The 12,284-nt window shown below is 63.0% G+C and carries 10 protein-coding genes; 5 read left to right on the top strand and 5 right to left on the bottom strand.

The annotated features are described in order from the left end of the window. Positions 1 to 1,535 (bottom strand): MFS transporter (locus tag AC1DKD_RS32090; RefSeq protein ID WP_477144150.1); only part of this gene is annotated, 1,535 nt, incomplete at its 3' end. Between the two features lie 180 nt (positions 1,536 to 1,715). On the opposite strand from AC1DKD_RS32090, the gene AC1DKD_RS32085 reads away from it, so the two are divergent. Both AC1DKD_RS32085 and AC1DKD_RS32080 read left to right on the top strand, forming a co-directional pair. Beyond that, positions 1,716 to 3,308 (top strand): PAS domain-containing hybrid sensor histidine kinase/response regulator, encoded by a 1,593-nt coding sequence (locus AC1DKD_RS32085; RefSeq protein WP_441629432.1) that lies wholly within the window; start codon positions 1,716 to 1,718, stop codon positions 3,306 to 3,308. Positions 3,309 to 3,323: 15 nt separating this feature from the next. Next, a complete protein-coding gene (locus tag AC1DKD_RS32080) occupies positions 3,324 to 4,496 on the top strand; it encodes an adenylate/guanylate cyclase domain-containing protein (RefSeq protein WP_477103355.1) in 1,173 nt (390 codons plus the stop codon). 300 nt (positions 4,497 to 4,796) lie between these two features. Here the strand turns inward: AC1DKD_RS32080 and AC1DKD_RS32075 are convergent, their stop codons facing one another. The 4 genes from AC1DKD_RS32075 to AC1DKD_RS32060 all read right to left on the bottom strand — a co-directional run bounded on the left by AC1DKD_RS32075 (position 4,797) and on the right by AC1DKD_RS32060 (position 8,692). Further along, entirely contained in the window at positions 4,797 to 5,798 is a 1,002-nt protein-coding gene (locus tag AC1DKD_RS32075; protein ID WP_441629431.1) for an NADP-dependent oxidoreductase, read from the bottom strand. Positions 5,799 to 5,953: 155 nt separating this feature from the next. Then, entirely contained in the window at positions 5,954 to 6,766 is an 813-nt protein-coding gene (locus AC1DKD_RS32070; protein ID WP_441629430.1) for an oxidoreductase, read from the bottom strand. Positions 6,767 to 6,919: 153 nt separating this feature from the next. Next, positions 6,920 to 7,525 (bottom strand): TetR/AcrR family transcriptional regulator, encoded by a 606-nt coding sequence (locus AC1DKD_RS32065; RefSeq protein WP_441629429.1) that lies wholly within the window; start codon positions 7,523 to 7,525, stop codon positions 6,920 to 6,922. Between the two features lie 111 nt (positions 7,526 to 7,636). Beyond that, positions 7,637 to 8,692, bottom strand: coding sequence for a LacI family DNA-binding transcriptional regulator (locus AC1DKD_RS32060; protein WP_441629428.1), 1,056 nt, complete (start codon positions 8,690 to 8,692; stop codon positions 7,637 to 7,639). Positions 8,693 to 8,814: 122 nt separating this feature from the next. On the opposite strand from AC1DKD_RS32060, the gene AC1DKD_RS32055 reads away from it, so the two are divergent. The 3 genes from AC1DKD_RS32055 to AC1DKD_RS32045 form a co-directional block, all read left to right on the top strand. Next, the gene (locus AC1DKD_RS32055; protein WP_441629427.1) at positions 8,815 to 9,663 is read left to right on the top strand and encodes an SDR family NAD(P)-dependent oxidoreductase; all 849 of its coding nucleotides are present in this window, start codon (positions 8,815 to 8,817) and stop codon (positions 9,661 to 9,663) included. 85 nt (positions 9,664 to 9,748) lie between these two features. Further along, entirely contained in the window at positions 9,749 to 10,756 is a 1,008-nt protein-coding gene (locus AC1DKD_RS32050) for a Bug family tripartite tricarboxylate transporter substrate binding protein (RefSeq protein ID WP_441629426.1), read from the top strand. A 40-nt stretch (positions 10,757 to 10,796) separates the two neighbouring features. Then, positions 10,797 to 12,284, top strand: a 1,488-nt coding sequence (locus tag AC1DKD_RS32045; RefSeq protein ID WP_477144149.1) for an AMP-binding protein, incomplete at its 3' end; no start/stop codon positions are given.

The raw sequence follows: 12,284 nt of genomic DNA, 5'->3' as shown, positions 1-12,284 counted from the left end.
GAGCGCCACAGGCCAATCACGGCGATCACCGCCGCCAGCGCCAGCCCGATATGGATGGCACCGACCAGCGAAAGCCTGGCCTGCTCCAGCAACAGGGCGCCATTGTGCCCGGCCGCCTGCAGTTGCGACAGCAGGCTGGCCTGCGCCGCGTGGTCGATCAGGATCTGCGGATCGGCCATGCGCTCCTGCCATTCGCCGGCACCGGCCTTCTGCAGCGCATCATGCACCCCGCTCAGGTAGCTACGCGTAACCAGCGTGCCGACGACCGCGGTGCCCACCATGCCGCCCACCATGCGCAGCGATTGCAGCATCGCCGTGGCAATGCCAAGGTGCTCGCGGCCCGCGGTCTGCTGCGCAAAGACCGTCAGGTTCGGCATGATGAAGCCCAGCCCGAAGCCGCACAGCAGCATGATGCCCAGCAACAGGTGATGGGACATCCCGCGCGTCGCTTGCGACAGGCCCAGACAGGCCAGCGCCAGCATGGCGAACCCGGCGTACAGCATATTGTTAGGCTGGCGGATCCTCGTGATGATACGGCCATTGATGATACTGCCCAGCGTGATGCACACCACCAGCGGCGTCACCAGCACGCCCGCCTCCCTGGGCGAATAGCCAAAGCCCCCCTGGAACAGCAGCGGCGCATACAGCAGCAGCGAAAACATCGCGAAGCCCACGAACACCGCCAGCAGGAACAGCGGCGCCAGCCCGGGATTGCGGAACATCTCCAGCGGCAGGATCGGATTCGGCGCCCGCCGCTCCCATTGCCACAGCGCCACCAGCGCACACACCGACATGACCAGCAAGCCGCCGGTAAGCAACCCAAAACCACGATCGGGCATCAGTTCCACGCACAACTGCAAGCCGCCCAGCCCTGCACCGATCAGGGCCGCGCCGAGCCAGTCCACCTTGATCGCACCGGCGTGCGCCTGCTGGCGCAAGTGCGGCAGGTAACGCCAGGCAAACCACAATCCCAGCAAGCCCACCGGCAGGTTCACGTAGAAGACCGCCCGCCAGCCGTAGGCCTCGGTCAGCACACCGCCCAGCGACGGCCCGACCGCATTGGCGATACCGAAGGCAGCGCTCATCATCACCTGCCAGCGCAAGCGCACATGGGAATCGGGAAACAGATCCGGGATACAGGCAAAGGCGGTGCCCACGAGCATGCCGCCCCCGATGCCCTGCAGGCCGCGGGCCAGCACCAGGAACGGCATGCTGGTTGCCATGCCGCACAGCGCCGAGGCCAGCGTAAACACGACGATGGATGCCATCACGAACGGCTTGCGCCCGTAATAATCGCCCAACCGGCCGAAGATCGGCACCGTGATCACGGACATCAGCAGATAGGCCGTTGCCACCCAGGCGTAGTACTCGAACCCCTGCAACTCCGCCACCACCGTGGGCAACGCGGTGCCGACCACAGTCTGGTCAAGTGCTACCAGCATCACCACGAATGCGATGCCCAGCATCGCCATCAGGGACTCGCGGAATGGCAGCACCTGCCCGCTACTGTGCGCCTGGTGAGGCTGCGAAATCATTTTGTTGCCTGATCAATGATTGTACGATCAATTATTATAGGACAGGATTTGGGGGTGGGAGCAGGATCATCGCGTATTCTGGCTAACGGTTCCCTATCTACGCTGATTCCAGCCCGTCGCCAGCGCTCTCTGCTCTCGCGGAGACGTCAGCGCTGTCCCGACGACTGCAGGTGGAAAATCATGGGCAAGCGGCCTTTTGACAGATCGGCACAGAATCGGCCTTCGGCCCCCGGCTTCAGGGAGGGCGAGCCGCACTTCAGGTTGCTCGCCGACGGCATACCTCACATGGTAATGACCTGCGACCCGGATGGCCGGATCGATTACTGCAACCAGCGGTGGGTAACCTATACCGGCCTCAGCCTTGAGCAAACCCAGGCCGGCGACTGGCAATCTGCCGTACATCCCGAAGATTTCACGAACAACATTGACCGCTGGACAGACGCGGTTGCGAACGGCCGTGAGTATGAGATCGAATACCGCCTGAAAAGGGCATCCGATGGTGCCTATCGATGGCACCTTGAGCGCGGGGCGCCACTCAAGGACGCCGATGGGCATATCGTCAAGTGGTTGGCATCCAGCACCGACATCGAGGAGCAGAAACAGGCCCAGGCCGCGGCTGAAAGTGCAAACCGCGCAAAGTCAGAATTTCTGTCCAGCATGAGCCATGAATTGCGGAATCCGTTGAACGCCATCCTTGGCTTCGCGCAGTTGCTGGCACTGGACACGCCGCCGCCGCCTTCCTCGCAGCAAGCCAGCATCGACCAGATCCTGAAGGCGGGCTGGCATTTGCTGGAACTGATCAACGAGGTGCTTGACCTCGCCAGGATAGAGGCCGGACAGGCGTCACTGTCCCCCGAGCCGGTATCGGTCGTCGAAGCCTTGCACGAATGTCACGCGATGCTTGAGCAACAAGCGCTGAGGCGTGAGGTTCGCATGCGGTTTCCCTCACCCGACTTATCGTGTTTCGTCCGGGCCGACAGGACCCGCCTGAAACAGATCCTGCTTAACCTGCTTTCCAATGCGATCAAGTACAACCGCGACAAGGGTACCGTCGAAGTACAAGTGACGATGGGCGATCGCGTTCGCGTCGGCGTGCGCGACACCGGCGCAGGGCTGGCACCAGAACGGCTCGCACAACTGTTCAAGCCGTTCAATCGTCTTGGGCATGAGGGTGGCCCCGTGGAGGGCACGGGCATCGGCCTCGTGGTGGCCAAGCGGCTGGTCGAGCTGATGGGAGGCGCCATCGGCGCCGAAAGCATGCCGGGCGTGGGCAGCGTATTCTGGATCGAACTGCCCGTTGCGCGCCCTCCAGAAATGACCGGTGAGGGTGCGGAGACAGCGGTATCCGTCGAGGCGCGGACGGGGTCTCCCACTTCGCTGCATACCCTGCTGTATGTCGAAGACAACCCCGCCAACCTGAAGCTCGTTGAGCAACTCCTTGTGCGCCGGGCCGATGTGCGCCTGCTGACCGCCGTCACAGGGGCGCTCGGCGTCAACCTGGCGCGCACTGCCTCGCCAGATGTGATCGTCATGGATATCCATCTGCCCGACATCAACGGCATCGAAGCACTGGGACTGCTGCGAGAAGATCCGCAGACAACGCACATTCCCGTCATCGCCCTCAGTGCCAATGCGATGCCGCGCGACATTGAAAAGGGCATGAAAGCGGGATTCTTCCGCTACCTGACCAAGCCGATCAGGCTCAATGAGTTTATGGACGCACTGGACGCCGCGCTGGAACAGCCACGAGGCGGGACTGCTCAGGGCCGATGAAGCCAAGTGCTCGCCGTGATCAAAGCATCGGACATCCTGGCAGCGAAAATCCTGGTCGTTGACGATCTGGAGGCCAATGTCCTGCTGCTCGAACAGATGCTACGCGGGGCCGGCTACGTTTGCATCGAGCCAACCACCGATCCGCGCGCGGTGTTTGCGCTTCACAGCAAGAACCACTATGACCTGATCCTGCTTGATCTGCAGATGCCCGGCATGGACGGGTTCGAGGTCATGGAACGCCTCAAGGAACTCCAGGCGGACAGCTACCTTCCGGTGATCGTCATCACCGCCCAGCCTGATCACAAACTGCGCGCACTGCAAGCCGGTGCGAAAGACTTCGTCAGCAAGCCATTTGATCTGGCGGAGGTGCTGATGCGGGTTCGCAATATGCTGGAAGTGCGTCTGCTGCACGGGGAATCGTTGAAGTACGGCAAGGAACTTGAGCGGAAAGTGCATGAACTGGAAACGAGCCGAGAGACGATCGTTCACCAGAGTCATGAACTCAGGCGCATTTACGAGAAACTCGTTCGCGAGCAACAGGTAACCGATCGGCTGCTCCTCAACGTGCTGCCCGCCCCCATCGCCGAGCGTTTGAAGCTGCGCGCCGATCTCATCGCCGCCGGCCCCCCGGAGGTCATCGCCGACAAGTTCCAGGATGTGTCGGTGTTGTTCGCGGACCTCGTGCAGTTCACCCGCTTTTCTCCCAGCATGGGCCCCGAACGACTGGTGGCAATCCTGAACGAGATATTTGCCGACTTTGACAATATCGCCGACAGCCGGCGACTCGAGAAGATCAAGACAATCGGCGACGCTTACATGGCAGCGGCAGGCCTGCCTGTGCCGGCGGCCGATCACGCCGCCCGGGCCGCTCATATGGCATTGGACATGCTTGAGTCACTGGGCCAGTTCAATCAGCGAAGCGGCTACAACCTGCAATTGCGAGTTGGCATCCACAGTGGAGCTGTCGTGGCCGGCGTGATCGGGAGGAGAAAGTTCATCTATGACTTGTGGGGCGATACCGTCAATATCGCCAGCCGGATGGAGTCGCAAGGCGTAGTCGGTCGTGTTCAGGTAACTGATGCCACGCGGCAGCAACTCGGGGAGCCGTTCCTGCTCGAAGAGCGCGGTTTGATCGCGGCAAAGGGCATCGGTGATCTGCATACATGGCTTCTGGTCGGGAGAACCTAGCCGGCGGCGGGTCAGCATACGGAAGCGGTCGTTCACGATCAGAGCGACGGCTGTCGCCAAATCGGCCGATTCGTCTGATCAACGCAGAGCGGTCGAATGGCTGCGAAGGGTCGACTACGGAAGTTGCCCGTCGGTCCAGGCAGCATGACCGGCGCCCGGCCTTGAACCGCCGTGACCGGCCAAATCAAAGCGCAACCACTTCACTTCGCAAGCACGATCCAAGGCCAGGTTGACCGGCTTCCCCTGATCGCCGGGATAGCGAGCGGCGTCAGGTCACGCCCGAACTCGGGGCGATCACGTCTATCGCACTTTGACGACAACTTTACCCTTGGCCCGTCCCTTCTCGACGTAGGCCATGGCCTCGTTGGTCTGGTCGAAGGAAAAGACCCGATCCACTACGGGGCGTATCGCGCCGGAATCAATGAGCGACGTGATCTCGCTCAACTGGCGCCCGCTGGCCCTCATGAAGAGGAACGAGTACCTCAGGTCACGACCTGCTGCCCGCTTCCTGACTCCCGCACTCAGAAGACGAACAATCAAGTTCACGAACCACGTTGCTCCGATTCCCTTTGCGAATGCGGGATCGGGAGGGCCGGAGATCGAGATGAGTGTTCCTCCGGGCTTAAGGACACGCAGAGATTTCTCCAGCGCCGTTGCGTCTTGACTGTGGAGGACCACATCGTAGCCCTGAAGAATTTTCTCGAAATCGTCTTTTCTGTAGTCGATGACAACGTCTGCCCCGAGGCCTCTCACCAAGTCGATGTTGGCGCTGCTGGTGGTGGTGGCTACGGTGGCGCCCACATGCCTGGCCAACTGGATCGCAAATGTTCCTACGCCGCCTGAACCGGCCTGGATGAAGACCTTCTGCCCTTTCTTCAGATTCGCCTTCTCGATCAGCGCTTGCCATGCCGTCAGGCCCACCAGAGGAATCGATGCTGCTTCTTCCATACTCAGCGCCTTGGGCTTGATCGCCAAGGACTCTTCCTTGACCGCAATGTACTCAGCAAAGGTGCCGATGCGAAAATCATCGGGCCGGGCATAGACTTCGTCCCCCGGCTTGAACTGCCGAACGCGAGGCCCGACCTTGACCACGACGCCGGCCACGTCGTGTCCTAGGACGAGGGGCATGCGATAGGGGAGTATGAGCTTGAACTCTCCGTTCCTGATCTTGGAGTCCAGCAGATTCACACCGGCCGCATGGATCTGGACCATGACCTCATCCTCACCCAGCGCCGGGCTCGGAACCTCAGTGGACCGCAACGCGCGTTTCTTTCCGTAGCGATCGAGAAGAAGTGCTTTCATGGTCGCCCTCGTTCCTGGCGCATCCAGGTTTGCGAGCGGCCCAGCACGCTGGTTGAAATCTTGTCACCTGTCTTGCTTGCGAGCAGCGCCTGGAATGTCATCGTCTTCTTTCAAATTGGGATTTGTGAGAAACAGCGGGCGGCGCGGCTTACCGCCTATGCTTCGAGCCGCAGATCTTTTCGAACCCCCGCATCCAGCACGCTAGCCGGCGCGAACCTGCGCAGCAGTCGCATGCGGCTTGCGAGGCCGGGGGCGTAGTGAATCTTTGGATGCGTTGCCATGGCTGCCTTCAACACGACCTCGGCTACCACTTCAGGCCCGTCCGCGCCCACGAGAACTTCCTTCACCCGTCTCTCCACGCCCTCGCGAATATCGCGATACACATCGAGCGGGGCGTCAGGTTTCATCAGGTTCGCATCGAAGGGCGTATTGATGTAGGCAGGTTCGACCACCGAGACGCGAATACCCATCGTGCGCAGCTCATGGTCGAGCGATTCCGAATAGCCCGCGACTGCGTGCTTGGTGGCGGAATACAGCGCCATGTAGGGCATCGGCAGGAAACCAAGCACGGAGCCGATGTTGATGATGCGCCCTTCCCTTTGGCGGCGCATATGTGGCACGACAGCCCGGGTCATCCGGACTATCCCAAAGAAGTTCGTATCGAATATCGACCGGGCCTGCTCCAGCGAGCTCTCTTCCGCACCCGCTGGAGCGACCCCGAACCCGGCGTTGTTGACGAGTAGATCAATACGGCCTTCGCGCTCCATCACCTTTTGGACGGCCGCATCGACGGATTCGTCCTTGGTTACATCGAGAAGCAGCATCTCGAACGCTCGCTGACCGGTAGTGCCTATGCGCCTACTGGTACCGAACACCCTGTAGCCAGCCTTCGCGAGCCGCTCCGCGGTGGCGTGGCCGATACCTGAGGAGGCCCCCGTAACGAGGGCAATCTTGCCGCGTTTGTTCATGAAATTTCTCCGTCAGTTTGTGCGATCCGGTAACGCGTCGGCATGCACGATGCGACGCCATTCAACGTGGCACCCGAGAGGCGCACCATGGTCATTTCGCATTATGATCATCATATGTAACGGCGAGCGAGAAGGCGGCATGAATCCGGGGGGTTAGATTCCAGGGGGGACCAGGTGCTTCAGCGCAGCCTCGCGCAGACGGTCCGACAGAGCTGGCTCGTCGACTGCACGAGCCAGCAGCAAAGCACCAACCATGGTGGCGATGGTCACTAGTGCTTGTTCATGAGCACCGGGCTGTCCCCAGTCAGGCGACTGGCGGGCGAGAAGATCAATCATCGCCTTGGTGTGTTGAGTCACCGTTCGGCGTACTTCGGGCGCCTGTCGCGGTGTTTCTGAGCCCAGCGCGGCCAAGGGGCATCCAAGCTCCATCTGCTCGACGTGGTCCTTTGAGAGATAGGCGCAAAGCACAGCCTCCAAGGCTTTCCCGGGTGGGACGCCGGCAACGACATCTGCCGCTACCGCAGCGGACTCCGCGCACGCCCGATCCGCGGCTTCCGCCAGCATGGCTTCGCGCGAGGGGAAATGCGCATAGAAGGCTCCGTGCGTCAGACCGGCCTCTTTCATGATGTCGGCGACGCCAGTGCCGTCATAACCACTTCGGCGGATAGCCCGGGCAGCCGCGGCCACGATGCGTTCGTGCGACGCTTCCTTGGCGGCGTATCTAGCGTTGGCTTTCATATTTGGCATGACGTCCATCATACTAAATTTTCGCGCCGCGCGTGCTGCGATTTCCCTGGTGCCGAACAACTGGCGCACCGCTTGTGTTGCAAGTATGGGGACGTCCGAGTTCCCGCCCCCTAAAGACTTCGCTTATTCCGACACAGGCGCATGCGCAATCCCACTGTCCTGCCCGAACGCCGCCTTTGCGCACGACTCACCCAAAACCAGGTCAAGCGGCACACTCACGATACGTGGCTCTCTCACCCCCTCCCCGGCCAACCGGTCAAGCATCAGATGGGCGGCAGCCTCCGCGGCGCGCTCGATGTCAAAGCGTAAAGTGGTTAGCGGGGGATACATCAACTCAAGCGTCTCCGGCGTACCGATGCCGATCACCGAAAGGTCTCTGGGAATATCCAGCCCCGCCTTGCGCGCAACATAAATGGCTCCGGAGAGCAGGCGCGTTCCTAGACCGATGATTGCAGTGGGGGGCGCGGAAAGAGCGAGCATGGCCGCCATTTGGGTGCGTGACGAATCGATCGCCGAGCGTGACATGCAGACTAATGCGGGGTCGAACACCAAACCCGCCTCCGCAAGCCCATCCCGGTAGCCGAGCAGCTTTTCGCGCCCTGGACGAATGTGCTCGCCGGGCCCGAAAAGCGCGATGCGGCGGTGACCCAATGAAATGAGATACGCCATCGCCTGCTTCACACCGCTACGATGGTCCAGATAGACCGCATCCATTGGCAGAGGCGTTTCCCGATCCAGAATCACCACCGGCAGGCTGCAGCCGCTGAACAGGCTGTCGGCGGGGTCCGCGCTCTCCAGGCTCGGCGCGGCAATGATGCCCTCCAGCCGGCGGGTCTCGAACAGCGCAACCAGTTCGCGGTCGCGCCGTGGCTGGTCCAGTGTATTGCCGACCAACATGGAGTACCCGGCGGCCTGCATATGCTTCTCGACTTCGCTGAAATGCGCCGCAAGCAGCGGGTTGCCGATATTCGAAACCAGATAGCCGACCGTCTTGCTGCGCCCGGTGCGCAGATGGCGGGCGGCAAAGCTGGGCTCATAGTTCAGTGCCTCCACGGCCGCGTGCACCCGGGCTCGCAGCGCCTGGCTGGCATAGCCGGTGCCGTTCAGCACACGCGACACGCTGCCGATGGAAACCCCCGCCGCCTCAGCCACATCCCTGACGGAAATCCTTTGCGTCATGGTCTTCCCTAATGAAAACGTTCCACAGTTGGACGCCAAATTTGTTGCCTGATAAGTTAGCACAAACGGAAATCGTTTTCACATTTCCCCAAACATCAACTTAAACAGCGCCAAACTATCCAATGCAACCAGACCGTCCTTCGCGCCCCGCAGCCGCGCCCCCCGGCGCCGACCTTGCGGACGAGACCACGTGTGGGTCGCTGGGCGGCCGACGCATCCTCGTCGTCGGTGGCGGACAACTCCCTTCGGCCGATGCCGGAAATCCGGTCAACAACGGACGCGCCATCTGCATGACCCTGTCCCGCGCTGGCGCCAGCATCGCCTGCGCGGACAAGAGTACCGAGGCAGCGGAACTCACCGTACGCAGTGCGCGGGACGGCGGCGCGGTGGCCATCCCGGCCGACGTGGCCAGCGCCGCCGGCATCAAAGGCATGGTGCAGGCCGCACGGACGGCGCTGGGCGGCCTCGACGGACTCGTACTGAACGTAGGCATTAGCCGCCGCGAGCCCCTGGCGGAACTGACGGCAGACAGCTGGGATGAGGTGATGGCGGTCAACCTGCGCGCGCACATGCTGACCGTGCAGCAAGCCCTGCCGCTCATGTCCATGCACGGCGCCATCGTATTCGTGTCTTCAGTGGCGGCCAGGCTGCCCGCGGGTATGAATCCGGCATACGAAGCCTCGAAGGCGGCGCTCGGTGCCCTGTGCCGCGCGACCGCGCTGGCCGGGCAGCCCAACCACATACGCGCCAACGTGGTCATGCTCGGCCTGATCGATACGCCGATGGGCCGCGCGGCCTCCGCGGCGCGGCCCGGACGCACCGCCGCCTTGCCGTTCGGGCGGCAAGGCACGCCCTGGGAGGTCGCGCATGCAGTGCGCTTTCTACTCTCGGCGCAAGCCTCCTATATCAACGCAGTGGAACTTCCCGTGGACGGTGGCCTAAGCGCAGGCATCGCGTCCGCGCCGTCCTGAATCCCGCCAGGCGGAGAGCAGTAAGCCTGGCGCGGCTCGGTCCGGAGCATGCCGCTGGCAATGACAACGACAACGGAGACATCCCATGCTTCACAGACTGATCTGTGCGGTCGCGGCCGCGCTCGCCCTGCACACGGCGGGGCCGGTACTGGCCGAATCCTATCCCTCACGGCCAATTCGCTTGGTAGTGCCGTTCCCGCCCGGTGGCACTGCGGACATTTTCGGACGGCTGCTCAGCCAGCAGCTCACGCAAAGCCTCGGGCAGCCGGTGCTGGTGGAGAACCGCGCCGGTGCGGGCGGAAACATCGGCGCGGCCGCCGTCGCCAATGCACCGGCGGACGGCTACACCTTGCTGCTGGGCACGATCGGCACCCATGGCATCAACCCGACGCTATACGCCAACCTTCCCTACGACCCGAAGAAAGACTTCCAGCCTGTGGCCCTGGTCTCTTCCGGCGCCAACGTACTGGTCGTCAACCCCGCGTTGCCGGCGCGCAATGTGAAGGAGCTGATCGCGCTGGCCAAGCGCAACCCGGGCCAGTTGATGATGGGCTCGTCCGGCAATGGCAGCAGCATTCATATGTCCGGTGAACTCTTTGAGCATATGACCGGCACGCAACTGACGCACGTGCCCTACCGCGGCGGCTCGCCCGCACAGACCGACCTGATGGGCGGGCGAGTGCAGTTGATGTTCGACAACCTGCCCACCTCGCTGCCGTTGATCGCCAAGGGCCTGGTACGCCCGCTCGCCGTGACCTCGGCGCATCGCTCGTCCGCGCTCCCGGATGTGCCGACTGTTGCCGAGGCCGGCGTGCCTGGCTACTCCGTCAGCAACTGGAGCGGCATCTTCGCGCCGGCACATACGCCCCCCGACATTGTGAACCGGCTCAATGCCGCTGTTGGCCAGGCTGTGACAAGCGCGGCGCTGCGCAAGCGTTACGCCGAAATGGGCGCCGACACCGGCACCGACCTCGGAACCAACAGGAACGCAGGCAGCCCGCCGATGAGCGCAGCGGAATTTACCAGATTCGTCGATGAGGAGATGAGCAAATGGGCAAGGATCGTAAAGGTATCGGGAGCACGCGCGGAATGAAAGGAATGAAAGGAATGAACGAGACGCAACGGATGAAAGCATGCAGCCAATCGACTATCTGCTGAGGACCGCGAACGCCACGCCGGCGCGCATCGCATTGCAGGCCGCCGGAGAATCGCTGACCTACGGCGAACTGACGCAGAAGGTGCTGGCGCTCGCAGCGGCCTTCCAGGCGCTGGACCCCACGTCCGGATCGCGCGTAGGCATCTGCGCCGGCAATAGCGTGCAGCATGTGTTGGCGCTGCTGGCTACGCTGGCCGCCGGCAAGTGCTGGGTGCCGCTGAATCCGCGCGCCTCGGTCCACGAACGGGCCCGCATCGTCGACTTCACCGAGGCGTCCATCCTGGTGGTGGAAGACAGCGGCCACGGCCAATCCGGCACGATCACGCCTGGCGCCCGCGTGATCGCCTGCGGGCCGCAGGCATCCGGCCCGGACAGCATTGCCGCGCTGCTCGCTGCCTGGCGCGGCCGCGTCCCGCTACGCGTGCAGCGCGAACTTGGCGAAACGCAGGCCATCAAGTTCACCGGCGGCACTACCGGCGCGCCCAAGGGGGTCATGCAGTCGCTGCGTTCGTGGAACACCACGGTGGTTTCCATCCTCACCGCGATGCAGTTGCGCGAGGACGAGCGCTATCTCGCCGTGGCCTCCATCACCCACGGCACATCCACGTTCCTGCTGCCAGTGTTCGCGCGTGGCGGCACCCTCGTGCTGGCGGATTCGACCAGGCCGCGCGCCCTGCTCGACCAGTTGGAGCGCGAGCGCATCACCGCGGTGTTCATGCCGCCCACGCTGATCTACGATTTGCTGGACGAGCCCGGCGTGCGCGAACGGGACTGGTCCGCGCTGCGGCACCTGATCTATGCGGCAGCGCCGATGCGCGCAGACCGGATTGCCCAGGCCATCGATGTCTTCGGCACCCTGGAGACCTCGTTCGGGCAAACCGAGGCCCCCGGCATCATTGCCTTCCTGCCCGCCGGGGAATTGCGCGATCCCGCCCGCCACGGCAGCGTCGGCCGTGCCACCTGCCTGACCGAACTCGCCATCATGGGGCGCGATGGCAAGTTGCTGCCGGCTGGCGAAACCGGCGAGATCGTGGTGCGCGGCGACCTCGTCATGTCCGGCTACTGGCGCCAGCCCGGCAAGACCGCCGAGGCACTGGCCGATGGCTGGCTGCATACGGGCGACGGCGGCTACCTGGACGCGCAAGGCTACCTGTACCTGAAAGACCGGTTGCGYGACGTCATTATCACGGGTGGCTTCAACGTGTACCCCAGCGACGTGGAGAACGCGCTCGGCGCCCATCCCGCGGTATGCCGCTGCGCCGTGCTCGGCATGGACGACCCGCGCTGGGGAGAGGCCGTGCACGCGGCCGTGCAACTGCATGCCGGCGCCACCGCCAACGCTGCCGAGCTACAGGCGTTCGTCAAGGAGCGCCTGGGTTCGGTACAGGCGCCAAAGCGCATTCATTTTGTGGAAACCCTTCCGCTCACTGCCAACGGCAAGGTCTCGAAGCTCGAGGTCAAGACC

It is taken from the genome of Cupriavidus sp. 05T313, assembly GCF_056396665.1.
Note: the sequence above shows the minus strand (reverse complement) of the source record. Positions and strands in the feature narration are given on the sequence as shown.

Coding starts and splice junctions, on each gene's coding strand:
- AC1DKD_RS32085 (WP_441629432.1), top strand. CDS start 1,716: ATGGGCAAGCGGCCTTTTGACAGATCGGCACAGAATCGGCCTTCGGCC.
- AC1DKD_RS32070 (WP_441629430.1), bottom strand. CDS start 6,766: ATGAACAAACGCGGCAAGATTGCCCTCGTTACGGGGGCCTCCTCAGGT.
- AC1DKD_RS32075 (WP_441629431.1), bottom strand. CDS start 5,798: ATGAAAGCACTTCTTCTCGATCGCTACGGAAAGAAACGCGCGTTGCGG.
- AC1DKD_RS32060 (WP_441629428.1), bottom strand. CDS start 8,692: ATGACGCAAAGGATTTCCGTCAGGGATGTGGCTGAGGCGGCGGGGGTT.
- AC1DKD_RS32055 (WP_441629427.1), top strand. CDS start 8,815: ATGCAACCAGACCGTCCTTCGCGCCCCGCAGCCGCGCCCCCCGGCGCC.
- AC1DKD_RS32050 (WP_441629426.1), top strand. CDS start 9,749: ATGCTTCACAGACTGATCTGTGCGGTCGCGGCCGCGCTCGCCCTGCAC.
- AC1DKD_RS32065 (WP_441629429.1), bottom strand. CDS start 7,525: ATGATGGACGTCATGCCAAATATGAAAGCCAACGCTAGATACGCCGCC.